The 22,789-nt window shown below is 70.7% G+C and carries 21 protein-coding genes; 15 read left to right on the top strand and 6 right to left on the bottom strand.

Annotation, left to right across the window (positions count from 1 at the left end; genetic code table 11):
• Positions 1–34 precede the first annotated feature (34 nt).
• Positions 35–1,048, top strand: a complete 1,014-nt coding sequence (locus tag OG948_RS39975; RefSeq protein WP_331769881.1) for an SMP-30/gluconolactonase/LRE family protein — start codon at positions 35–37, stop codon at positions 1,046–1,048.
• A gap of 161 nt (positions 1,049–1,209) precedes the next feature.
• Here the strand turns inward: OG948_RS39975 and OG948_RS39970 are convergent, their stop codons facing one another.
• Positions 1,210–2,343 carry a class I SAM-dependent methyltransferase gene (locus OG948_RS39970; RefSeq protein ID WP_331769880.1) on the bottom strand — a complete coding sequence of 378 codons (1,134 nt, stop codon included), beginning with the start codon at positions 2,341–2,343 and terminating at the stop codon, positions 1,210–1,212.
• Between the two features lie 384 nt (positions 2,344–2,727).
• On the opposite strand from OG948_RS39970, the gene OG948_RS39965 reads away from it, so the two are divergent.
• The gene (locus tag OG948_RS39965; protein WP_331769879.1) at positions 2,728–4,179 is read left to right on the top strand and encodes a cytosine permease; all 1,452 of its coding nucleotides are present in this window, start codon (positions 2,728–2,730) and stop codon (positions 4,177–4,179) included.
• 183 nt (positions 4,180–4,362) lie between these two features.
• Here the strand turns inward: OG948_RS39965 and OG948_RS39960 are convergent, their stop codons facing one another.
• Together OG948_RS39960 and OG948_RS39955 are read right to left on the bottom strand one after the other, a co-directional pair.
• Positions 4,363–5,694 (bottom strand): glycosyltransferase, encoded by a 1,332-nt coding sequence (locus tag OG948_RS39960; RefSeq protein ID WP_331769878.1) that lies wholly within the window; start codon positions 5,692–5,694, stop codon positions 4,363–4,365.
• Entirely contained in the window at positions 5,687–6,289 is a 603-nt protein-coding gene (locus tag OG948_RS39955) for a helix-turn-helix domain-containing protein (RefSeq protein WP_331769877.1), read from the bottom strand. The genes OG948_RS39960 and OG948_RS39955 overlap by 8 nt, the downstream gene beginning before the upstream one ends.
• Before the next feature lie 429 nt (positions 6,290–6,718).
• Between OG948_RS39955 and OG948_RS39950 the strand changes: the two genes are divergently transcribed.
• From OG948_RS39950 to OG948_RS39920, 7 genes are all read left to right on the top strand, one after another.
• Positions 6,719–7,528, top strand: a complete 810-nt coding sequence (locus OG948_RS39950) for an alpha/beta hydrolase (RefSeq protein WP_331769876.1) — start codon at positions 6,719–6,721, stop codon at positions 7,526–7,528.
• Entirely contained in the window at positions 7,528–8,769 is a 1,242-nt protein-coding gene (locus OG948_RS39945; RefSeq protein WP_331769875.1) for a SpoIIE family protein phosphatase, read from the top strand. The genes OG948_RS39950 and OG948_RS39945 overlap by 1 nt, the downstream gene beginning before the upstream one ends.
• Positions 8,766–9,122: an STAS domain-containing protein gene (locus tag OG948_RS39940; protein ID WP_331769874.1), complete on the top strand. Its 357-nt coding sequence runs from the start codon at positions 8,766–8,768 to the stop codon at positions 9,120–9,122. The genes OG948_RS39945 and OG948_RS39940 overlap by 4 nt, the downstream gene beginning before the upstream one ends.
• Before the next feature lie 153 nt (positions 9,123–9,275).
• A complete protein-coding gene (locus OG948_RS39935) occupies positions 9,276–10,118 on the top strand; it encodes a sugar phosphate nucleotidyltransferase (protein ID WP_331769873.1) in 843 nt (280 codons plus the stop codon).
• Between the two features lie 179 nt (positions 10,119–10,297).
• Entirely contained in the window at positions 10,298–11,515 is a 1,218-nt protein-coding gene (locus tag OG948_RS39930; RefSeq protein ID WP_406300887.1) for a PP2C family protein-serine/threonine phosphatase, read from the top strand.
• Between the two features lie 237 nt (positions 11,516–11,752).
• Positions 11,753–11,920 (top strand): hypothetical protein, encoded by a 168-nt coding sequence (locus OG948_RS39925; RefSeq protein WP_331769872.1) that lies wholly within the window; start codon positions 11,753–11,755, stop codon positions 11,918–11,920.
• Positions 11,921–12,084: 164 nt separating this feature from the next.
• The gene (locus OG948_RS39920) at positions 12,085–13,314 is read left to right on the top strand and encodes an FxsB family cyclophane-forming radical SAM/SPASM peptide maturase (protein ID WP_331769871.1); all 1,230 of its coding nucleotides are present in this window, start codon (positions 12,085–12,087) and stop codon (positions 13,312–13,314) included.
• A 14-nt stretch (positions 13,315–13,328) separates the two neighbouring features.
• Here the strand turns inward: OG948_RS39920 and OG948_RS39915 are convergent, their stop codons facing one another.
• Positions 13,329–14,375, bottom strand: a complete 1,047-nt coding sequence (locus OG948_RS39915; RefSeq protein WP_331769870.1) for an AraC family transcriptional regulator — start codon at positions 14,373–14,375, stop codon at positions 13,329–13,331.
• A 207-nt stretch (positions 14,376–14,582) separates the two neighbouring features.
• Here OG948_RS39915 and OG948_RS39910 point away from each other — a divergent pair, with 207 nt between their 5' ends.
• Positions 14,583–15,452 (top strand): AAC(3) family N-acetyltransferase, encoded by an 870-nt coding sequence (locus OG948_RS39910; RefSeq protein WP_331769869.1) that lies wholly within the window; start codon positions 14,583–14,585, stop codon positions 15,450–15,452.
• A gap of 27 nt (positions 15,453–15,479) precedes the next feature.
• Here the strand turns inward: OG948_RS39910 and OG948_RS39905 are convergent, their stop codons facing one another.
• Positions 15,480–17,183 carry a TraM recognition domain-containing protein gene (locus OG948_RS39905; protein WP_331769868.1) on the bottom strand — a complete coding sequence of 568 codons (1,704 nt, stop codon included), beginning with the start codon at positions 17,181–17,183 and terminating at the stop codon, positions 15,480–15,482.
• 699 nt (positions 17,184–17,882) lie between these two features.
• On the opposite strand from OG948_RS39905, the gene OG948_RS39900 reads away from it, so the two are divergent.
• The 3 genes from OG948_RS39900 (at position 17,883) to OG948_RS39890 (ending at position 19,949) form a co-directional block, all read left to right on the top strand.
• Positions 17,883–18,011 carry a hypothetical protein gene (locus OG948_RS39900; protein WP_331769867.1) on the top strand — a complete coding sequence of 43 codons (129 nt, stop codon included), beginning with the start codon at positions 17,883–17,885 and terminating at the stop codon, positions 18,009–18,011.
• Positions 18,012–18,104: 93 nt separating this feature from the next.
• Positions 18,105–18,623 carry an RICIN domain-containing protein gene (locus tag OG948_RS39895; RefSeq protein ID WP_331769866.1) on the top strand — a complete coding sequence of 173 codons (519 nt, stop codon included), beginning with the start codon at positions 18,105–18,107 and terminating at the stop codon, positions 18,621–18,623.
• 618 nt (positions 18,624–19,241) lie between these two features.
• Positions 19,242–19,949 carry an L-2-amino-thiazoline-4-carboxylic acid hydrolase gene (locus OG948_RS39890; protein ID WP_331769865.1) on the top strand — a complete coding sequence of 236 codons (708 nt, stop codon included), beginning with the start codon at positions 19,242–19,244 and terminating at the stop codon, positions 19,947–19,949.
• Between the two features lie 502 nt (positions 19,950–20,451).
• On the opposite strand, the gene OG948_RS39885 is transcribed toward OG948_RS39890, so the two are convergent.
• On the bottom strand, positions 20,452–20,898 hold the full coding sequence (locus OG948_RS39885; RefSeq protein ID WP_406300886.1) for a MarR family transcriptional regulator: 447 nt from the start codon (positions 20,896–20,898) through the stop codon (positions 20,452–20,454).
• Positions 20,899–21,112: 214 nt separating this feature from the next.
• On the opposite strand from OG948_RS39885, the gene OG948_RS39880 reads away from it, so the two are divergent.
• Both OG948_RS39880 and OG948_RS39875 read left to right on the top strand, forming a co-directional pair.
• The gene (locus OG948_RS39880) at positions 21,113–22,384 is read left to right on the top strand and encodes a PP2C family protein-serine/threonine phosphatase (protein WP_331769864.1); all 1,272 of its coding nucleotides are present in this window, start codon (positions 21,113–21,115) and stop codon (positions 22,382–22,384) included.
• Positions 22,385–22,599: 215 nt separating this feature from the next.
• Positions 22,600–22,770, top strand: a complete 171-nt coding sequence (locus OG948_RS39875) for a DUF5670 family protein (RefSeq protein WP_331769863.1) — start codon at positions 22,600–22,602, stop codon at positions 22,768–22,770.
• The last annotated feature ends 19 nt before the right edge of the window (positions 22,771–22,789 follow it).

Below are 22,789 nucleotides of genomic sequence, written 5' to 3'. Positions count from 1 at the left end.
GCGGGTTTGCCGCCACCTGGGTAGGGAGCCTGACATGTCCTTGAACCGACGCCTCATCTCGCCCCGCCGCTGGACTCCGCCCCCCGCCCCGGCCGACGAGGGGCGCACACCCGTCACCGGCCGTTTCGTCGTCGGCCGCCGTATTGCCACCGGCGGTCACGGCCCCGAGGACGTGATCTTCGACCGGCAGGGCGGCCTGCTCACCGGTCTCGTCGACGGCGGCATCGTGCGCATCGACCCCGCCGCCGGAACCCGCACGATGGTGGGCAACACCGGTGGCCGTCCGTTGGGCTTGGAACCGACCGCCGACGGCGGCATCCTGATCTGCGACCACAATCGGGGTCTGCTGCGCATGTCCGCCGACGGATCGGTCGAGGTGCTCGTCGACACCCTCGCCGGCCGGCCGCTGACCTTCGCCAGTAACGTCGTCGCAGGCCCGAACGAAACCATCTGGTTCACCGTGTCCACTCGCCGCTGGGACCTGGAGCACTACGTCGGCGACATCGTCGAGCACTCCTGCACCGGCCTGCTCTGCCGCCGAGACCCCGACGGCACCGTCACCGTGCTGCGCGACGGCCTCAAGTTCGCCAACGGACTCGTGCTCGCCCCGGACGCCTCCCACCTGCTCGTGGCCGAGACCGCCGGGTACCGGATCAGCCGTCACTGGCTCACCGGCCCGAAGGCCGGAACCGACGAGCCGTTCGTGGAGAACCTCGCCGGCCTGCCCGACAACATGAGCCTCGGAAGCGACGGGCTGCTCTGGGTGTCGATCGCCGCGCCCCGCAACGCGCTGCTGGACAGGCTGCTGCCCCTGCCGGGGCTCCCGCGTGTCCTGCTGTGGAACCTGCCCGAGGCCCTACGGCCCAAGGCCGCACCCGTCGCCTGGGTGATGGCCTTCGACCTCGACTCGCGCATCGTCCACGATCTGCGCGCCGACAACGTCTCGTACGGCTTCGTCACCGGCATCGCGGAGTACGAGGGCACGGTGGTCGCCGGCAGCCTGCACGAGGACGACATCATCGTGCTCGCGTCCCCTTCGGCCCGGTAGGCGGCGCAAACGGTCGGCGGCCCGTCGGTCTCGACCCGGACAAGGCGGATGACTCCGCCGCTCTCGCAAGGTCCCAGTCCGTTCGAAGACGGCGATCGACCGGCCCCGGAGGCGTCGCCGGGGTCACCGGTCCTCGCCCCGGGGACGGTCGGAGCCGAACGTCACTTGCCGGCGAGACGCCACAGCGAAGTGACTTCCGCGGCTCGGGCGGCGTGGAGGGGATCGGCGGTGTCCCTCGCGCGTGGATGCCGCGGCCGGGTGTCGATCCTGTCCAGCACGTGCAGGCCCGCTGCCTCGATGTCGGCCAGAAGTTCGCCGCGCGTCCTGAGTCCGAGGTGCTCGGCCAGGTCCGACAGGACGAGCCATCCCTCACCTCCCGGTTCGAGATGCGCGGTGAGTCCGTCCAGGAAGCCGCGGAGCATGCTGCCGGCCGGGTCGTAGACACCCTGCTCCACGGCGGAGGTGGGCCGGGCCGGAATCCAGGGCGGGTTGCAGACCACGAGGTCCGCGCTCCCGTCCGGGAAGAGGCCGGGACCCACGACGTCGATGCGCCCGGCGAAGTGCAGTCGGCGGACGTTCTCGCGTGCGCAGGCCAGGGCACGCGGGCTGATGTCGGTGGCCACGACGTGGTCGATCCCCCGGCGGACCAGGACGGCGGCGAGCACTCCCGTCCCCGTGCCGAGGTCGAACGCGGTACGGCGACCCGCGCGATGGTCCGCCGGCGCGGGGAGTGGTGCGTGTGCGACGAGGTCCACGTATTCGCCCCTGCCCGGGGAGAACACTCCGTAGTGCGGGTGGATGCGAGTGTCGAGGGCCGGTACCTCCACTCCCTTCGTGCGCCACTGATGCGCTCCGATCACGCCCAGCAGTTCCGTGAGCGAGACGGCCATCGGTTCGGACGGCGGACCGTACGCCTCGATGCACGCCCGGCGCACATCGGGGGCTCTGCGCAGGTTCAGGCGGTGGCCGTCCTCCAGCAGCACGAGGAGTTTGCCCAGCACCCGGGCACGGTGGCCGCGGGCCCTGCGATGCAGGTGGAAGGACTCCGCGGGGCCGGCGCCCTGCCGGGAAGGTTTCCGGTCGACGCGGCGGCCCATCGCCTGCAGCAGTCGACGTGCATCGTGGAAGTCGCCCCGCCACAGCAGGGCGGTGCCTTCGCAGGCGAGTCGGTAGGCGGCGTCGGCCGTCATCCGGTCGTCCGCGCCGACGACCCGACCGGGAGGCGATGCCGCGCTCTCGGAATGCCAGTGGGCGGAACGGAGGGTGTTCGTCTCGGTCCATCGGATGGTGGACACCGGGTACTCCTTGTGATCGTGTTCGAACGTGCGGGGGCACGAAGAGCACTTCGACGAGGAGCAGGGCGAACGGCCCGTGCTGCGGCACGGGCGCGTAGGTCGGGGCAGGTCGGGCTACCGCTCCCGCGTCGAAGCGCGAGAGGAGGAGTCGCCGAGAACCATGCCGAGCGTCATGACCAGCCCTTTCCGAGATGACGCAAGAGGCTCCCACAGTCCTCTCGCCGCGGGCAACCGGCCTGGGCGCGTCCGTGGCCGGGGGGTGCTGTGGTGTCCACCGAATGAAATTCTTCATTCATGATCTTGAAGTCTGTTCATCTCCATGCCAGATTCGGCGGGACACAGACACAGTTCGGCGTGATCGCCGCTACGCCTTGGGAGCCACGCATGCCGATCGAGCAGACCTCCGAGGGGGGCCTCGCGCTGGAACGCCGCACCATCGAGGTGATCCCCGACGCCGAGCGGCACGGCACGCCACTCAGCCAGTTCACCCTGTGGTTCGGCGCCAACATGCAGATCACCGCGATCGTCGACGGCGCCTTGGCGGTGGTCTTCGGCGCCGACGCGCTGTGGGCGATCTTCGCCCTGCTCATCGGCAACGTGCTGGGCGGGGCCGTGATGGCGTTGCACTCGGCGCAGGGACCGAAGCTCGGGGTTCCGCAGATGATCTCCAGTCGGGCGCAGTTCGGCGTCTACGGTGCGGTCCTGCCGTTGCTGCTGGTGATCCTGATGTACCTCGGTTTCGCCGCGACCGGCACCGTCCTGGCCGGTCAGGCGGTGTGCGAGATGCTGCACATCGACAACGCCAAGGTCGGCATCCTGATCTTCGGTGCGCTCACCGCGGTGGTGGCGGTCACCGGATACCGGCTGATCCACGTCGCGGGCCGCATCGCGACCGTCATCGGCGTGCTCGGCCTCGGCTACCTGATGATCCGCCTCTTCACCCAGTACGACGTCGGCGCGCACGTGGGCGTCACGGGCTTCGACATCGCGACGTTCCTGCTCGCCATCGGCCTCGGCGCCGGGTGGCAGCTCACCTTCGGCCCGTACGTCGCCGACTACTCGCGCTACCTGCCACGCGACACCAGCCACCGCGCGACGTTCTGGTCGACGTTCGCGGGCTCCGTCGTCGGTTCCCAGATCGCCATGACGCTGGGGGCGCTCACCGCGGCCGTCGCGGGCAAGGCGTTCCTGCCGGACCAGGTCGGCTTCCTGGGCGATCTGGCGGGCCCCGCGTTCGTGGCGTTCCTCATCTACCTTGTGATCGTGGTCGGCAAGCTGACCGTCAACTGCCTGAACGCATACGGCGGCTTCATGTCGATCCTGACGATCGTGACGGCGTTCGACGGGCGTTCACGGATCTCGCAGGCCGCCCGCGCGGCGTACATCATCGGGTTCACGGCGGTCACGATGGTCATCGCGATGGCGGCCAGCGCGGACTTCCTGACCAACTTCAAGAACTTCGTCCTGCTGCTCCTGATGGTCTTCACGCCGTGGAGCGCGATCAACCTCGTCGACTACTACCTCGTCTCGCGCGAGCGCGTCGACATCCCCGCGCTCTACGACCCGAACGGCCGTTACGGCCGTTGGAACGTCACCGCGCTGACCTGCTACGTCGTGGGCGTGGTGGTGCAGATCCCGTTCCTGGCCACCAAGTTGTACACCGGCGCGCTCACCAAGAAGCTGGACGGCGCGGACATCTCCTGGATCGTCGGCCTCGCGGTCACGTCGGTGCTCTACTACCTGTGGGCGCGCCGTACCGCGAACCCGCCCGCCGAAACCATCCGCCCCACCGAGCCGCAGGCAGGCGACACCCGCGCCGAGGCGCCGGTCGGCTGACGGCCGCGCACCCCGCGCGGACGGTGGATCTCCGGCCACCGCACACGAACCCGCCGCCTCCGTACGGTCCCTCCCGCCGGGATCCGCGCGGAGGCGGTACGTGTGTGTGCCAGACGAGGACCTCGCGGACCGGTTGCGGGGACGGTGGAGCAGGGATGGTGGAGCGGGGACGGTGGCGGGGCGTCAGCTCGCGAGCGTCCCCGCCTGCCCTGATGGTTCGGTCGACTCGTGGCCGGGTGTGCGGGCGGCCCGGTGTGGGCCCTGCTCGGCGAGGGCCTCCAGTTCGGCGACCGCCCGGTCGGTGGCGGTCTCGGCGGCGATCGCTCGCGCCATCCGCTCCGCGGCGGAGCGGTACGACGGGTCGTTCAGCACCCGCTCGACGGCGCGCGCGATCGTACGTGCCGAGGAGCCCTTGCCCACGGAGACGCCGGCGCCCGCCAGTCGGACGTGCCGCGCCACCTCGATCTGGTCGCGGCCGAGCGGCACACAGACCATGGGGACCCCGGCGCCCAGCGACTTGACGGTGGTCCCGTGGCCGGCGTGCGTGACGGTCACGGCGGTGTGCCGCAGCGCGAGGCTGTGCGGCGCGGAGGCGGTGACCAGGACGTTGGCGGGTGCGCGTACCGTCGCCGGGTCCACGGCGGGGCCGGTGGTCAGCAGCCCGCGGACCGGCAGGGTGCCGAGGGCTTCGGCGATGCGCTCCAGCAGGTCGTGCTGCTTCATGAACGACGAGCTCAGGCCGACCAGTACCAGTGGTGCGTCGCCGTCCGGCAGGGTCAGGTCCCCGGCCCAGGCGGGGTCTTCCAGGCGCGGGCCGACGTGGCGTATGTGGTCGGGGAACTGCCGCCCCGCGTGGTCGAAGGCCCGCGGCGAAAGCACGAGTATTCGGTCGACGCGCTCGAAGGCCTCGACGACCGAGTCGAGCGGTTCCAGGCCGTTCGCGACGCGTGCGGTGTTCAGGGCCGGCAGCCCCTTGGCCCACGGTTTGCCGGACAACCGCGTCACGATGCGGTCGCGCAGCCGGCCCGGCGCGCCCTTCGCCGGGGCGAAGCCGGGACCGGGCGGTGGTGCCCCCGGGGTGGGGAACGGATAGATCGTCGTCGCCAGCGAGGCCGTCGGGACGCCGGCCGCCTCACCGGCGGTGGCCACGCCCAGCAGCATGTGCTCGGACACCAGTACGTCCGTCGGCCGGGCGCGCAACTCGGCGAGTGTGTCCCGGGCGTAGTCGGGCGCCGGCCCACAGACGATGCGGTCGCGCAGCCGGGCGGCCGCGCCGAGCGGCGTGCGGGCCTCGAAGTCGCGGATGACGTCCTTGCTCGGGTCGCTGGGGTCGCCTTGCGGGGCGGTGGTCCAGGCGACCGCCTCCAGGCCCGCGCCCACGATCTCGTCGCGCAGCGACTCGTCGGCCAGCACCCGCACGCCGTGGCCGCGTTCGCCGAGCGCGCGGGCGACCGACAGTACGGGGGGCACGGCTCCGCCGCCGGCCCACGTGGCGAAGAGGAAGTTCCTAGGCATGGTGTTCCTTCCGAGGGTCGATCGCGGTCAACATGTCGCGCATGGCTCGCTCGGCTTCCTCGCGGGACAGGCCGAGGTCACGGCGCCACAGCTTCCACAGGTAGATGTCCGTGGCGGCGTAGTGCAGGTTCAGCGCGTGATCGCGGGCCGGGCCGGCGGCGGGGAGCCGGTCGGCGAAGACCCGTTCCAGCCAGGCCCGGTGGAGACCGCGGGCGTGTGCGGCGGCCCGGGCGGCAGCGGGGATCCGGTCCATCTGCGCGATCCAGAGCACGTTGGCGTCGCCTTGTTGTTCGTAGTCGGCGAAGAGAACGGCGACGATGGCCGCCACGTCGCCGGTCGGCGCCTGGCGCGCGAGCTCGGTCTGTGCCGCCACCGCGTCGGCGACGGCGTCGGCGAGGCCGTCCTTGCCGCCGAAGTGGTTGACGATCGTCTGCACCGACACACCGGCCGCGTCGGCGATGTGCTGCAACGTCACCTCGTCGTGCCAACGCTGCGACCACAGTTCGGCCGCCGAGCCGATGACGCGCGCCCGGGTGGCCTCCAGTGCCGCGGCCCGGGCGCCCATGCGGTACGAGCGTCTGCCCTCACTTTCCATGGAGTGGATTCCATATTGAATTGAGCGAGGAGTCAAGTGAAATTGCCTTCGACGCCGCCGCCTCGCCCGGTTCGGGTACGCGGGCCGAACCCTGGGGATGCCGACGCCGCCGACACCGCCGCCGACATCGGTGCGGAAGCGCCCCTTGTCCCGCGACGATCACTTGCTTGCCGTACGGCAAGAAGCGGGAGCCCGCCCGGCGACCGACGGCAGAGACCCCTCTCCCCGTTTCGCGGTGGAGTTGTCGCGGGAACTCCTGGTGCACGCCGCGATGGCGCGCTGCCGCAATGAACGTATGGAGCGTCCGGCTCCGGGGCGGCTCGGGCGGTTGCTCGGCAAGGCGGTGAACGGCGCCGGGCACGGCCCGCACGGCGGTGCGCGTGCGTTCTCTCGGGCCGGGCTTTTTACGTCTCTGCGAGGATGGGTCGTATGAATGTGCGAAGCAGGAACCGGGTGCGGGTGTCCGGCCGGGCGGGCGCACCGGTGGTGATGCTGGCGCACGGGTTCGGCTGCGACCAGAACATGTGGCGCCTGGTGGTGCCCGCGCTGGAGCGCGATTTCACGGTGGTGCTCTTCGACCACGTGGGCGCCGGACGCTCGGACCTGTCGGCGTGGAACAAGGAGCGCTACTCCGACCTGGACGGCTACACGGACGACGTGCTGGAGATCTGCCGCGACCTGGATCTGGGGCCGGTGACGTTCGTCGGGCACTCGGTGAGCGCGATGATGGGTGTGCTGGCCGCGGCCCGGCACCCCGAATATTTCGCGGGCCTGGTGCTGCTCGCTCCCTCGCCCTGCTTCATCGACGACCCCGCGGCCGGCTACCGGGGCGGCTTCAGCACCGAGGACATCGAGGAACTCCTCCAGTCCCTGGACGCGAACTACCTCGGCTGGTCGGGTGCCATGGCTCCGATCATCATGGGCAACCCGGAGCGCCCCGAACTGGGCGAGGAACTGACCCGCAGCTTCTGCGCCACCGACCCGGACATCCAGCGGGTCTTCGCCCGCGTGACGTTCCTGTCCGACAACCGCGCGGACCTGGCCGAGGTGACGGTGCCCACCCTGGTCGCCCAGTGCTCCAGCGACGCCATCGCCCCGCCCGAGGTCGGCGCCTTCGTCCAGGCCCAGATCAAGGACAGCCGGCTCGTCACCCTGAGCGCCACCGGGCATTGCCCCCAACTCAGCGCCCCCGAAGAGACCACCGAGGCGATCGCCGCGTTCGCCGGAACGCTGCGGTGATGTCCCGGGCCGGCGGAGAACGGGACGGGCACACGGACCACGACCGCACGTTCTCCGCACTGCTGGAGGACAGCGCCGAGGATCTCTACGAGCACGCCCCGTGCGGATACCTGTCCACGCTGCTGGACGGGCAGATCGCGAAGGTCAACACCACCCTCCTGGACTGGCTCGGCTACGAGCGCGGCGACCTGGTGGGTCGCAGAAGGTTTTCCGACCTCCTCACCGTCGGCGGACGCCTCTACCACGAGACACACTTCGCGCCCCTGCTGCGCATGCAGGGCCAGATCAACGGCATCGCGCTGGAGCTGAAGGCGGCCGACGGCAGCCGACTTCCGGTCCTGGTGACCTCCACGGTCAAGACCGGCGACGACGGGCAGCCGCTGCTGATCCGCACCACCGTCTTCGACGCCCGCGAACGCCGCGCCTACGAGGAAGAGCTGTTGCGTGCCCGCCGGGAGTCCGAGCACGAACGCGAACGCCTGCGGCGCCTCACCACCACCCTCCAGCAGACCCTGCTGCCGCCGGTGTTGGCGAACGTGCCGGGCCTGGACGTCGCCGCGCACTACCACATCGCCTCGGTCGACGAGGTCGGCGGCGACTTCTACGACCTGTTCCCACTCGCGCACGGCACCTGGGGAGTCTTCCTGGGCGACGTGTGCGGCAAGGGCGCCGCCGCGGCCGCCGTCACCTCCCTGGCCCGCTACACGCTGCGCGCCGCCGCGGTCTACGACCCGGATCCGGCCGCCGTCCTGAGCAACCTCAACACCGTTCTCAACCACGAGTACAACGGCATCGACCCCCGGTTCTGCACGGTCCTCTTCGGCGTGCTCACGCCCGAGGGGGACCACGGCGGCTTCCACATCTCCCTGGCCGGCGGCGGCCACCCGCCGGCTGTGCTGATGCGCGCGGACGGCACCGCCGACTACCTGCCCACCCCTGGCGGTCAGCTCATCGGCGCACTGCCCGACGCCCGCATCACCACCATCACCTTCCGCCTCGAAGCGGGGGACACCCTGCTCCTGCACACCGACGGCCTCACCGAGGCCCACACCGGAGGCCGCGGGGATCGCTACGGCGACGATGCCCTCCTCGACTTCGCCCGTACGCTGGCCCCCACCACCGCCCGGCACACCATCGACGCCATCCGCGACCTGCTCGACACCCTCGGTGCCGGAGTGGACGACGACACGGCGGTCCTGGCCGTCAGCGTGCCCCACTCCGACCGTGCCGAGCAGCGATGACCCGGCTGAGAATCCGTACGCGGAACACCCCGTCCGGTCCCGTCATCGAATTGGCCGGCGCACTCGACCACGACAGTGCTCCCGAGATCCGCGACCTCCTCCCCGGGTTGGCCATCGAGCAGGGCCGACAACTCGTCGCCGACCTCGGCGGCCTCACCTCCTGCGACTCCAGTGGCATCACCGTCCTGATCGCCGCTCGGAACGTCGCCCTCGCCGCCCGTTCGACCGTCGCCCTGGCCGCCGTCCCCGACATGGTCGGCAGGGTTTTCGACATCGTCGGTCTGGACCGGGTCTTCCCCATCCACCCCACCGCCCAGGCAGCCGAAGCCGCCTGGAGACCCCCGACCGGCTGACACCGCCCGGACTTCTCGTGGCACTCCCTCGCGCAGCGCTATCGTGACCTGTTCGCCGAGGCCCGTTCCGAGGGCGGTGGAAGCCGCACGACGTCGACGGTTGCGGCCCGGTTCGGCGGACGGTCCTGCCGTCGCGCGTCGAGGAGTACATCGGTGAACAGCATTCGCAAGGCGGTCATCGCGGCGGCAGGGTTGGGAACGCGCATGTTCCCGATTACCAAGGTGATCGAAAAGGCGATGCTGCCCATCGGTCGCCGGCCGACGATCGACTACATCGTCCGTGAGTGCGCTGCCGCCGGCGTGCAGGAAATCGCGATCGTGGTACGCCGGGGAAGTACGCAGATCCAGCGGTATTACGGGGACGACACCGAACTGCGTGCCCTGCTCAGCCGACGAGGCTGGGGTGAAAAGGCGCGCGCGCTCGACGAAATCGCCTCGGTTCCGTCGATCACCTTCATCGAGCAAGACTTGGAGGACCGGTACGGTACCGCCGTCCCGGTGATGCTGGCACGGGACTTCATCGCCGACGACGCCTTCTTCTTCGTCTCCAGTGACGACCTGCTCGTCGAGCGGCATGGACAATCGACACTTGCGGAACTGGGACGTGATGCAGGCGGCGGTGGGGGATATGCCCTCGTGGGACAACCGTCGCCGGCGAGTGCCCTCGACCGCTACGGCCGCCTCGAAACGGTCGAAAGCGATGGGCGACTGCACCTGACGGAGCTCGTCGAGAAGGACGCCGGTGGAATCCGACCCGACGGCGGGAAGGTCCTGATCAATATCAGCAGGTACGCGTTCCCCGCGGAATTTCTTCCCGTCCTCGCCGCGGTGGGCGAACACGAGGAGTCCGGAGAGTACCGCCTCACCGACGGACTGTCGGAAGTCGTCCGCTCCACTCCGATCGCGGTAACCGTCAGTCGCGGCAATTACTTCGATCTCGGCAGCGAGCAGGGGTTGGCAGAGGCATCCCGACACGTCGTCGTCGACAAGGGGTAGATCCGCGACATCGGTTCGCGGCGTGCTCAGCGGCCCGATCCGCGGCACGCGTATCGCGTTCGGCATCGGCCGGCCGAGCCACCGCTCGGTGCGGGATTCCCGGGCCGGCGTGGCCCTCGGCCGTGCCGCGGGCTGAGGTGAGGGAGCGCGGGATCGGTGTGAAACTGGGCACGGAAGGGGTGATCCTCGTGTCGGACACACCGCACGCTTTCCCCGGTCCCGACACCGCCATCGACGAGGATCGGCTGGAAGAGCTGATCGTCGAGGCGCAGACGGCCCTGCCGGTCGAACTGCCCGCCTTGGCGATCCGATGCGCCCTGGCCCTCGGCCTGGACAGCGCGTTGATCTACCTCGTCGACCTGCAGCAGCAGCTGCTCATCCCACTCGACGAGGCCCTGGAGCCCCTGCCGGTGGACCTCTCGGCGGCCGGTTGGGCGTACCGCACGGTCTCTCCACGGGTGGCCGAGGACGACGACGGCTCGATCCTGTGGGTGCCTCTGGTCGACGGTGCGGAGCGGCTGGGCGTGCTGGCGGTGCGGGCTGCCGCGCTCGACGAGACACGGATGCGCCGCAGTCGCGTGCTGGCCCATCTGTTCGCCATGCTGATCACGTCCAAGCGCGCCTACAGCGACTGGCTCGCCGCCCGCACCCGCACCGCGACCATGCGGTTGCCCGCCGAGATGCTGCGGGCCTTTCTGCCACCCCGCACCATCGGCAGCAGCAGGTGCGTATCGACCGCGGTCCTGGAACCGGCGTACGACGTCGCGGGCGACGCCTTCGACCACTCGGTGGTCAAGAACATCCTGCACACCATGATCCTCGACGCCATGGGCCACGATCTGACCGCCGGCCTGACCACGTCGGTCGCCATGGCGGCGGCGCGCAACGCCCGCCGGGGCGGCGCCGACCTGGCCGACGTGGTCGGCTCCGTCGACCGGGCGCTCGCCCAGTGGCTGCCCGACCACTTCTGCACCGGCGTGTTGTGCCGGCTCGACGCCGAGACCGGGGTACTGCGCTGGGTCAACTGTGGTCACCCCCCACCGCTGCTGATCCGTGCCGAGCGGGTGCTCGCCGGGGCGCTGGACAGCCCCCCACAGCCTCCGATCGGCCTCGCCGGTTCACTCGCCCCGGCGGCCCGGCAGGTCCACGAGGCGACCTTGGAACCGGGCGATTGTGTCCTGCTCTACACCGACGGTGTCGTGGAGGCGCGCGACGCGGACGGTGCGGAGTTCGGCCTCGACCGGTTCACCGACTTCATCATCCGCTTCTCCTCCGCCGGACAGCGCCCGGCCGAGGTGCTGCGGCTGCTCATTCACGCCATCCTCGACTACCAGCGCAACCAACTGCGGGACGACGTGACCATCCTGCTCTTCGAATGGAGTCCGCAGCGTCGGTGACGCGGCACCGCGCCGATCCTCGCGCTGCTCGCGGTCCGCCTCCGGCCGGGGTCGGCACACGGCAGCCACCGGGGTCCGACGGGCCCCGGATCGGGGTCCCGACCTCCGGGCGCGGATGGGGGTATGGGAGCGCGGCGGTCGGGTCCGATCGCGCGAGTTCCGTTCGCGATGGGAGCCGGCGAGGACCGGTTTTCCTAGCCTGAGTTCGCCCCACCGGATCGAACACAGGAGCCACTCGTGAACCCCGTGAACTCGACGCCCATCGTCACCGATTCCCCGGCCGTCCCCGCCGCGTTCGACCGCACCGGCGAATCCCCGCTGGCCATGGCGCTGCGTCGGGTCGCCGCCGAGTCCGAGGCCGGCGGTCCGCGCATCGGCTACAACAGCTTCGTCGGCGGCGAGTAGCAGTCACCCTCGATCGACCGGCACGTGACGCCGGGCGGTCGCCGCAACGGCCGATGCCCCGGCGGACCTCGGATACCCCCGAGGTCCGCCGGACCCGGCCGGGAACACCCTCACCCGCACGGATCGCGCCGGTGCAATCCTCGGAACCACCCGGAGCAGACACTGTGGTCAACCTCGAAGCTCCCGTACGCAGACCGGCGGAATGGCCGGCCGACCTGCTCGACCCCGACAGCCTGGGCACGACGTGGCAGCCGGTGCCCTTCACCCACTTCGTGGTGAAAATGCACAGCCGCTGCAACCTCGCGTGCGACTACTGCTACCTGTACGAGATGGGCGACGAATCCTGGCGATCGAGCGCCAAGACGATGTCGACGGCGGTCGTGGACCGTACCGCCGCCCGTATCGGCGAACACGTGCGCGCCCACGGGCAGGAGCGCGTGCAGTTGATCGTGCACGGCGGCGAGCCGCTGCTCGCGGGACCGGCCCTGATCACGCGGATGGCCGAGGCCGTACGCCGCGAGGTGCCGGCGAGTACACACGTCTCCTTCGGCGTGCAGACCAACGGTCTGCTCCTGAACGACCGCATGCTCGACGCCCTGCACGCACTGGACTTCCGGGTCGGCGTGAGTGTCGACGGTGGCGAACTCGCCAACGACCGCCATCGGCGCTTCGCCGACGGGCGCGGGAGCCACGCGGCGGTGACCGAGGCGGTCGCCAGGCTGCGGGATCCGTCGCGGCCGGGATTGTTCGGCGGGCTGCTGTGCGTCATCGACGTGGCGAACGATCCGGTCGAGGTGTACGAGTCGCTGCTGACGCACGAGCCGCCGATGCTCGACTTCGTGCTGCCGCACGGGAATTGGACGTCTCCGCCGCCCCTGCGCGAGGAGGGGTCGAGTCGCACACCCTACGGCGACTGGATCGTACGGGCCTTCGATCGCTGGTACGACGCACCGCGTCAGGAGACCCGGGTCAAGCTGTTCGAGGATCTGTTGAGTCTGGTCCTCGGCGGCCACACCCGGTCCGAACAGGTGGGGATCGGGCCCGCGACCACCGTGACGATCGACACCGACGGTGGGATCGAGCAGGTGGACACCATCAAGTCGGCGTTCGACGGCGCGGCGGCCACGGGTTTGTCGGTGCTCACCGACCCGCTGGACGCGGCGCTGCGGCACCCGGCGGTGGTGGCTCGCCAGATCGGGATCGAGGGCCTGTCGCCGACGTGTCGCTCATGTTCGATCCGCGATGTCTGCGGTGGTGGATTCTTCATCCACCGCTATCGCGCGGGCAGCGGGTTCCTCAATCCCACGGTGTACTGCCCGGACATGATGCGGGTCATCGCGCATGTGCGGACCAGGATCGCGAAGGATCTGGCGAGCGCGCCGGCGGGTGGGTGAGGACCCGCCGTGACTCATCGGGCCGGCGCGGGGCGGTGCGGATCCGTCGCGCGCCCGCCGATGGTCTGTGAGGGAGACCGGTGATAGGCGGCCCGGTAGTGGGCGGCGAAGTGTCGGCGCTCCGGGAAGCCCCACGCGGCGGCGACCCCGGTGACGGTACCGCTCGCCCGGCCCTGCGCCACGGCCACGAGGTCGGCGTGCGCGCCGGCCAGGCGGATCCGGCGCAGATGACCCATCGGGGTGGTGTCCAGGTGGACGCGGAACTGTTCCTGGAGGGTGCGCACGCTCACCCGGGCGGCCGCGGCGATGTCCGCGACCGAGATCGGCGTTCCGGCGTGTGCCTCGCAGTACGCGAGGGCACGTTGCAGCGGGCCGGTGCCCCGGATCGGCGCGGAGCGCCGGATCGGTTCGGAGAGGCGATGCGGTTGGGCGGCCAACAGGCCGTGCACGAGTGCCAGTTCGAAGTGTGCGACGGCCAAGGGGGATTGGGCGAACAGCCCGCTGTCGGCCTCTTCGGTGAACCGTCGGGCGACCCGCAGCCAGGTGCGTGCCTCGGGGATGCGCGGGTCGAACGCGGTTTGGAAGGCGAGCGGTTCCTCGGGTGCCTCGCCGATCTGGTCGCGCACCGCCCGGGTCACCAACTGCCGGGGGATGCACAGCATTCGGGTGGCGGTGTCGGCGTCCCAGCGGGCGACCACGACCTGTCCGGGGTTGACCACGCTCGGGGAGAACGGCTGCGTGCGGCCCTCGACGTTGAGCGAGGCTCGCCCGCGGTGTTCGAGGCGAACGATGTAGACGGCGGGTGGCTCGGCGGGACTGATCACCACGTCGGTGCCGTAGCCGAGGTCGTACGCCTTCACCGCTCCCTGGTGCAGGACCCGAAAGCGGGCGTCCAGGGGTCTGCGGCCCACCACCTCCATCGCGTGTCGGGTGAAGTGCGCGTCGAGCAGCGGGTGCAGCAGCGATTGGTCACCGCCCCGGTAGAGTTCGTGTCCCCTCGCGGGCACGGGTACCACCGCCTGGGCTCCCGCATCGAGGTACGCGGCATCGGGATGGGCCACCTTGCTCTCCTCCGCCGGCTCGCGTGCACACGTCACACGGGATCGGGGACCCCGCGCGACACTCGGTCCGATTGTCAGGCGCGACACGTGCCGGAAGCGAGGCCGAGGACCGCGCCTGATCAGCCAATTCACGCGATCCGGCGGAGCCGGACCGGCCCACGGCACGCACGACTCACCACGCCGGACCAACTCCCGGGAGGGGCGGCAGTGTTCGCGACATCGACCCCCGACGCGTCCTGGTACACCGACTCCGCTCAGCACCGCGCCGAGTCGGCCAGGGTCGTCGAACTCGCCCGAGACCTCACCGAGTTGGGCCTGAGACCCGGCGACACGGTGATGGTGCACAGCTCGCTGCGCGCCGTGCGCGGCCGAGGCCGGTCCGGGGCCGAGTCGCGGGATCTTCGGTCGGCGTTCCGGGCCGTGCTCGGCGGCGACGGAACCCTGGTGGTGCCCGCGTACACGCCGGAGAACTCGATCACCTCCCAGGCGTTCGCCGACGCGACCGCCGGCCGGACGGTCGAGGAGTTGGCCGGCTACCTGCACCGGCCGTTGGACCCGCACGCGTCGGTGTCGGCAGCGGTGGGCGCGTTCGCCGAGTCGATTCGTGCCGACGACGGGGCGCTGCGCAGCGACCATCCACTGGCCTCGGTCGTGGCCCTGGGCGGCCGGGCCGAAGAGGTCACCCGAGGCCACGGGAGGACGCATTTCGGCCCGGATTCACCGATGGGCCGGTTGTACGACGCGCGGGCCGGAGTGCTCGCGATCGGCGTCGGGTGGGGCGTCGTATCCGTGGCCCACCTGGCGGAATATCGACACCCTCATCGGTCGCAGCGCCGCTACACCTGCAAGATCGCCGCCTCGGGCGGGAGTTCGTGGTGCTCCTTCTCCGACGTGGCACTGAGCGACCACGACTTTCCGGCGCTGGGGCGGGACTTCGAGGAGCGGCGTCCCGAGGCGATCACTCGCGGTCGGGTGGGCGCGGCGCGCGCCTTCCTGGTACCGGTCCGACCGTACGTGGATTTCGCGACCGCCTGGATGGGCGTGCATCGGGCACCGACGGCGGGCGCGGGCGGGTAGCGGACCGGTGTTCGCGTCGCGGCGCCGTCACGGGCCGTGTTGGGCGATCGAGGCTCGGATCGCGTCGGCGTGCGGACCCTCCCACCACGGTACCGAGCGCACGAGCAGCGGTTTGCCGCCGCTGATCTGCACCAGCAGGCGATCGCGCGGCAGCGCGGCCAGGTCTGCCACGTCGAGCACGACTTCGGGCCGGGTGGCCCTGGTCACCGTCGAGCCCCACCAGGCCGAGGAGGCGTGCGTGACGGCGGTGGTACCCGCCTCGAATCGGCCGGAGAACACCGATTGCGCCCGGAGCATCGCGCTTTCCGAGCCGCCGGCCCCGTAGACCCGCACCGAGCAGGAGTTCCAGATCTTCGCCATGCCGGCCTCGCCCCACACGTGCACGCCCTGTGCCCAGGACTGGAGCATCATCATCACCACCACGCCCCGGGACCCGTAGTGGGAGAGCCGATCGGGCAGGATCGGCAGCGGCGCGGTGTTGGCGGCCTCGTCCATCACCACCAGGAAGGGGACGGGCAGTCGGCCGCCCGAGCACGCCGCCGCACGATATTCGGCGGCGACCAGCATGGCCCCGGTGAGCAGCGTGGCGGCGGGATTCGAACGCGCGTCGTCCACGTTGGAAAGGATGTAGAGCGTGTCGGTGCCGACGGCGAACTCCACGAAATCGAACTCCTCGCGCCCCTCGCCCGGAGTGATCCACGGCAGCACCTCGGGAGCCGCCAGCCAGGACACGAGTTGCACGGCCGCTCCGTAGACACCCGCCCGCTGGTCCGCGGGGAGACCGCGGCTCGCCGCACACGCCTCGGCGGCCAGAAGGTTCCCCGCGCCGCGCAGGACGGTCTCCGGCTCGTCGTCGTCGGGGCGCAGCAACCAACGTCGCACCGCGGTGATCGGTTGCTTGTCCAGGCTGGCGGCGAGCAGGAACATCGCCAGCAGGTTTTGCGCCGCCGGCTGGAAGTACCCGTCCGAGCGCATCCGGGTGTCGCGCTGGGTGAACGCGATCAGACCCGCGACGCCGACCGCGTCCTTCAGGTTGCCGGCCACCATGCCCAGTGGATCCCAGAACCAGGTGGGAGGCTCGTGTGCGACGTCGTGTGGATCGAAGACCCACACCCGACCGTTTCGTCGACGCACCTCGCGGGTGGCGTCGACCACGTCCCGCTTGCACGAGGTGACCACCAGCGCGCCCGGGGCGGAGACGATGTTGGGGATGACCCGGCAGGTGGTCTTGCCGGTGCGCGGGCCGCAGATGTCGACTTGGACCTCCTCCCACGAGCCCCACACGTCGCGCCCGTCGCGCACGCTGCGGCCGACGTACACCCCGGGCGTGGACACGGGGTACGCGATCCGCGCCGCCGAGGCGCGCACGCTTTCGGTGCCGACCCGCCGGACGTCGGCACGACGTGTCGACAGCCGAGCGGTGGAGTCCACGTGCCGGCGCCGATCGCGGTCGCGGAGGTATGCGAGCAAGGGCAGGTCGATCGCGGCGAGCAGCAGCAGGAGGCCGACCGAGAGCGCGATCACGTCCGGCGGTGGAAGGCGGGAGGCATCCGGGTCGCCGTAGGCGCGGAGCAGTTCGGCTCCGGTCGGTTGTCGGCCGGAGAGGGCGGCCAGGAGTTCGGCGGCCAGGGGCGGGAGCAGGAGCACCGTGACCAGGTTGCCGATGAGGAGGAGCGCGGCCAACCACGTGCCGGTGATGTCGGGGCCGCGGCGTCGGATGGTGCCGGTCATCTGTCTTCCTTGTCCGGACGGTGGCGAAGCCGGGTCCAGGGGATCCGGCCGGGGCGGGCCGGAGCGATCTCGACGACGAGCCCGCGCCCCGTCGCGAACCGCTTCGCGTTGCGAGCCGCCGAACCCGGTGCGAGGGGGTGCGTGGACGCACAGCGCAGCACGACGATCCCGCGACAGGTCGTGCCGACGCGGTGTTTCGCGCGAACCGGTACTTCACCGCGCTGTCGTATCCCCTTGGCCGCGCGAGGCGCACCGGCCGCCGCCGGGGGATGCCGGGCGCCGATGGGCACCGCGCACGGCGCTGTTCGGCCTCGGCAGCCCTGATCGCGGTCGTCGACGAGCGGCTGTGACCGGTGCTTTCGATCCACACCGCTCCTGTCGGTTGTGGCAGGCGGCAGCATGATCGGCGGTCCCTGGTACGGCACGCGCCCCCGGGCATCCGGCGTGGATCGTCGCTACGTGTGGCTTTCGGGCGTCCTCGCCGCGACCGTGGCTCCACTTGCGCCGGCGAGCACAGCCCTGCAACTCGGCGTACTGCTGTCGTTCGTGTGTGAAAAGGGAGGCTCCTGTGACGTGGGGAATGTCCTGAACTCTTCTGGTGACAGTGATTCGGCTCCGTCTACGGTGCAGGAGGGCCGTCAACCGACCGGTGGGAGGGAGCCCCATGAGCCCGGCGTCCGCCGGGGGAAGGGACGCGGCATGGCCGAGCATCGCCCGCGCCGGATGGCGAACGACTCGGTCACCGCGTACCGAAAGAACTCGACCGACTGGTCGGTGGACGCGCGTGCGCGTCGTGCCGGCCCCGGCGAGGATGCCGAGTCGGCGTGATCGAGCCGACCCGGCCCCGCTCCCGCCGACGCGACAGCGCACCCGAGGTGACGGCCTGCACCGAATGACCGATCCACCACTCAAGAGGCGGAAATGAGCAAAGCCAGCAAGTTCGTTACCACGGCGGCGGTTTGCGCGACGTCCCTGGCAGTCATGGTGCTTTCCGGCGCCCCGGCATCCGCAGGCGAGTCGAACCGGGTCGGCGGGAGCACCTCGCTCGCCGGCACCGGCCCGATCGTGCACTGGGTCAGCGGCAAGTGCATGGACGTCGCCGGAAACGGCGACGCCACCGGCACCGCCGTACAAATCCAGGACTGCGACCCCAACTCCACCGCACAACTGTGGACCCTCGCCGAGGGGACCATCGGGGCCAAGGGCAAATGCCTCGACGGCGGTGATCTGCGCCCCGGCACCGAACTCCGGATCCGGGACTGCAACGGCGGCGCCAACCAGCGATGGCAGCGCGCCAACTTCGACCGCCTGTACAACCCCACCTCCAACCTCTGCATCAACCTTCCCGGCGGCAACGCGGCCAACGGCACCCGACTCGACATCGAACCCTGCGCTCGTACGGGCAACATGGTCTGGGTCGTACCGGCCGGGACGGTCTGAGCCGAGGGACTGTGGAACGTTCGGCTCTGTTTCACATCCTGTGACAACGGAGCGTGATGTCAATCAGGCGGATTCCGATATCGGAGGCGCCTGAAGCCGGCCCCGCCGCACATCCGCCGCATGAAGAGTTCGACGCGTGAGTCGACGCCTTCGACGCGGCGGTGGCGACGGGGCCGGCGCCCATCGAGTCGGCCCCGGCCAAGGAACGCCGCGTTGGCGATCCGGGCCGGGGAACGTGGAACTGCCCCAGTGCCGTGGTGCAGTCCGTCGGCGACCGGACTCCTTGGCCCGGGAGGTCGGTGTAGGGGAGAGCGGCGAGGGGAGTCCGTCCCGATTGCCCACCTCTGGCCCGAACGCCGGGCCACCGGTGACGACTTCGTGTCGTCCACCGGCCGCGGGCGGGAGGCGTCCACGGCGGTGTGACCGTGGCCGGGGCGGGACAGGGCGACCGCCCATCTGCCAGACTGGCCGGGCAAGAGTGATACTCACCCAAGTTCGTCAGCGCCTGGTCGGTCGGTGGAGCGCGCTGCCGTGCTCGCCCGGTTGCGAGCGCGGCCGGCCCTGCCCCGGTGGCGCCGTGCCGTGCCTCGGAACCGAGCCCGTCTCGGAAGGACCGTCATGGCCACCGACCACCACGACATCGAGATCGACGAGGGCGGCTACGTCCCCGATCCCGATCGCGACACCGCGGTTCTCCTCGACGCGTTCCACGACCACATCGCCCGAACCGTTCGCGAGCGGTCGCTGCCGGACGAACTGCTCGGCGCGATCCGTGTGTTGCACGACGACCTCGAGGCCGCCAACGCGCACCTGATCGACGACGAGCCGTCCCGGCACAACCTGCGTCTGACCCTGGTGCTGGTCGCCGCGTACCGCACGCTGCTGCCGCGTCTGGGCCGCGACGACGCCCTCGCCGCTGTTCGCGCCGCGTTCGTCGAGCCGTTCCACGAGACGTTCCGGGCGGGAACGCTCGCGATGCTCGACGCCGCACCCGACCCGTTCACGGCCATGGTCGCGCTGTCGAAGACCCGCGAGGAGCAATCCTTCGGCGCCACGTTCACCTTCGACCGCCCTGTGGACGACGGCCGGAGCTACCACCTCGACGTACACCGCTGCTTCTACCACGACGTACTGGTCGCCAACTCCGCCCCGGAACTGACGCCTGCCATGTGCGCGTTCGACAGGTCCTGGATCGAGGCGATCGATCCGGACCGCCACGGCTTCCGCTTCGAACGCGTCACCACGATCGGCCTGGGCGGAACGCACTGCCCGTTCCACTTCCACCGCGACACCATCGTCGGGGAGAAGGAAGCCGACCTCGACTGAACCATCCTGTGGTGGGGACGCCCGAGACCGGGCGTCCCCACCACAGGGGACAGGCGCACGATCCCACCCGTCCGTCCCCTGTGGCGCACGAGCCCGCGCGCCCCGGCCGTCTCCGGACGCACACCACGCGCAAGGACGGCCGGCGAAGACTCCGCCGGAGATCGGTGCCACCGCGGGCGCAACCGTCCGGATCACGCGTACCGAATCCATGACGCATGTCCACCCGCAACATTTGTCATCAGTCAATAATTCGATACGCTTCGCGTCGGGACGCCGGGGGGCAGGGCACAGCCGTCGACGTCAGGGAATGACATTGATGTCGTCGCCCGAGCCGTTTGCTTGCGGCCGGGCGTCATCGCTCGCTCGTCCGACGAAGGGGGTCGCCATGGGAGATCGGCATCGGCCGGCATCCGGTCGGGACGCGTGCGCCCGGCGTGCTCGGCACTCCCCGCACGCGGTGCGGCGGGCGCGCCGCGCAAGCCGCGCGGGGTGGCCGGTCGCCTCAGGCGGTTCGTGCTCGCTGGGCGAGCGATGGGTTGTCCGCGGCCTCGTCCATGACCGGAACGGCGGCGTTGCGCAGGGATTCGAGCCCCTTCAGCAACATCGCCCGCGACTCGCCCGACATGCGTGCTGTGACGACCGCCAGTTCCCGCTCACGGCGGGCCCGCAGATCCGCCAGGAAGGCACAGCCCCGCCCGCTCAGCCGCAACTGCAGTTCACGACGGCTGTTGGCGCTGGGCAGGCGCTCGACGAAGCCCACCGCCTGCAGGCGGTCGCACAGGCGACTCGTCGAGGAGGGCGTCGACCGCAAGCCGTCGGCCAACGTGCGCAGGTTGATGCCCTCGTGCTGCTCGAGCAGGAACAGCGCGCGCAGCTGTGACGGAGAAACGGGGGCCGTGGACGCACGCCCCAGCAGCATCTCGAGCAACTCGGCCGCCGCGGTCGCCACGCGCGCCGTCTCGTCCGAATGGTCGTGTCGAGAGGAGGTAACCCCGCTCACCGCCTTACTCTGACGCCCGAAACGGCCGTCGGTCCGACGGCCGTGCCGTCACCACAATAGACGCTATAAAAGCGGTTGATCCGACAGGCGGTCCGGGCCGTTCCGCAGACACGCCACAAGGGTGCTCCTTGCCGCACCCGCAGAGAACGGCTGAAGACATACTGTGAATGCATACGAGGAAGCCGAGCGCGGGTTGCGCGCCGCGCCCCCGCATGGACTGCTGGACGCCATCCGCGGCGTGCTGACGCGGCACTACCGGGCAGGGTCCGTCGAGCTGCTGATGGCCGACTACAGCCTGACCGTCCTGCTTCCGGTCTCCGCGCTCCCGCCCGCCACCGAACGCCTCGCCGAACCTCTCGCCGAACCCCTCTCCATCGACAACAGCCCTCAGGGTCGAGTATTCGGCGCGCAGGAGCCCGCACGCGAGGAACACGGGGAAGCCACGGTCGTCCACCTCCCGGTGACCGTACGCGGCGACCGCCTCGGTGTCCTCACCGTCACCCTTCCGACCGACGCCTGCTCGCCGGCGATCCCCGCCGAACTCGCCGACATCGCCGAGATGCTCGCTCACGCGGTGACCGTCGCCGAACGCGACACCGACCTCTACCGTCGGGCCCGGCGCAAGGACCGCCTGACCCTGGCGGCCGAGATGCAGTGGGAACTCCTGCCCGGGCGAGCCTGCAGCCGCGACGAATACGCCATCGGCGCCCAGCTCGAGCCCGCCTACGCCGTCCACGGCGACAACTTCGACTGGTCCGGCGGTGCCGACCACCTCGTCCTGACGGTGACCAACGGCATGGGCGAGGGCATCGACGCCGCCCTGCTCAGCAACCTGACGATCAACGCCCTGCGCAACGCCCGACGCGCCGGCATCCCCCTCGCCGACCAGGCGGCCCTCGCGGACCAGGCGGTCTACGCCCAGCACCGCGGCGACGCGTACCTGTCCGTCCTGTTGCTGGACTTCGAACTGGCCACCGGACGAGTCCAGGTGGTCGACGCCGGCTCCCCGCGCCTGCTGCTCCTGCGCGAGGGAACGGTGACGCCGATCGACTTCGACGCGCAACTGCCCCTGGGCATGTTCGAGGAGACCGACTACACGGCGCAGGAATTCCACGTCCGGCCCGGGGACCGTCTCGTGTTCGTCAGCGACGGCGTCCACGCGGTCGCCTCGCCGGCCGGCGAGGCGTACGGCGAACGTGCGCTGGCCCGGTCGATCAGCGCCACCCGGCTGCTGCCGCCCGCCGAGATGCCTCGCGCGGTCCTGCGCGAACTCACCGGCCACCGCGGACGCCCCGTCCCCGACGACGACGCCCTGGTCGTCTGCCTGGACTGGTATGGCAGACCCATCGCCCCCGACCGCCTGCCGTCCGGCGACCCCGAACGGCACCACACTCACTCCGCCGCCTTCCCCGCCCCACCACACGCTCCGCGGTGACGACGCGGTGCGACGCTCGGGCGGGACTGCCGGGCGTGACGGCGCCGCGGGCCGGGACCAAGGGGACCGCCGAAACCGCGGCGAAAGGGCTTCGGGCAAGCGGTGGGAATGGCGGAAACGGCGCCGAATCCTGTCCCGGAAACACCCCGGTAAACCGTCCTCTTTTCAGGCATGCGCCCGAATGGGTGGGGCACAAGCGGGTCGGAGGTAAAACAATGATTCCCCTGCTGGTAGTCGTGCTTCTCGCCCTGATCCTTTTCGGTGCCGGTTTCGCTTTGAAGGCCCTGTGGTGGATCGCCGTGATCGTCCTGATCGTGTGGGCGCTCGGGTTCGTTTTCCGCTCGGCCGGCAGCGGCGGCGGCCGTGGCCGCTGGTACCGCTGGTAGCAGCGCCGCCCACCCGGGC

The organism is Embleya sp. NBC_00888 (assembly GCF_045207655.1).
GTDB lineage: Bacteria > Actinomycetota > Actinomycetes > Streptomycetales > Streptomycetaceae > Embleya.
Note: the sequence above shows the minus strand (reverse complement) of the source record. Positions and strands in the feature narration are given on the sequence as shown.

What these genes read in the sequence shown, in the direction of transcription:
- OG948_RS39940 (WP_331769874.1), top strand. Translation starts at nt 8,766, where the DNA reads ATGACCCGGCTGAGAATCCGTACGCGGAACACCCCGTCCGGTCCCGTC.
- OG948_RS39895 (WP_331769866.1), top strand. Translation starts at nt 18,105, where the DNA reads ATGAGCAAAGCCAGCAAGTTCGTTACCACGGCGGCGGTTTGCGCGACG.
- OG948_RS39960 (WP_331769878.1), bottom strand. Translation starts at nt 5,694, where the DNA reads ATGCCTAGGAACTTCCTCTTCGCCACGTGGGCCGGCGGCGGAGCCGTG.
- OG948_RS39965 (WP_331769879.1), top strand. Translation starts at nt 2,728, where the DNA reads ATGCCGATCGAGCAGACCTCCGAGGGGGGCCTCGCGCTGGAACGCCGC.
- OG948_RS39875 (WP_331769863.1), top strand. Translation starts at nt 22,600, where the DNA reads ATGATTCCCCTGCTGGTAGTCGTGCTTCTCGCCCTGATCCTTTTCGGT.
- OG948_RS39945 (WP_331769875.1), top strand. Translation starts at nt 7,528, where the DNA reads ATGTCCCGGGCCGGCGGAGAACGGGACGGGCACACGGACCACGACCGC.
- OG948_RS39905 (WP_331769868.1), bottom strand. Translation starts at nt 17,183, where the DNA reads ATGACCGGCACCATCCGACGCCGCGGCCCCGACATCACCGGCACGTGG.
- OG948_RS39955 (WP_331769877.1), bottom strand. Translation starts at nt 6,289, where the DNA reads ATGGAAAGTGAGGGCAGACGCTCGTACCGCATGGGCGCCCGGGCCGCG.
- OG948_RS39900 (WP_331769867.1), top strand. Translation starts at nt 17,883, where the DNA reads ATGGCCGAGCATCGCCCGCGCCGGATGGCGAACGACTCGGTCACCGCG.
- OG948_RS39975 (WP_331769881.1), top strand. Translation starts at nt 35, where the DNA reads ATGTCCTTGAACCGACGCCTCATCTCGCCCCGCCGCTGGACTCCGCCC.
- OG948_RS39950 (WP_331769876.1), top strand. Translation starts at nt 6,719, where the DNA reads ATGAATGTGCGAAGCAGGAACCGGGTGCGGGTGTCCGGCCGGGCGGGC.
- OG948_RS39890 (WP_331769865.1), top strand. Translation starts at nt 19,242, where the DNA reads ATGGCCACCGACCACCACGACATCGAGATCGACGAGGGCGGCTACGTC.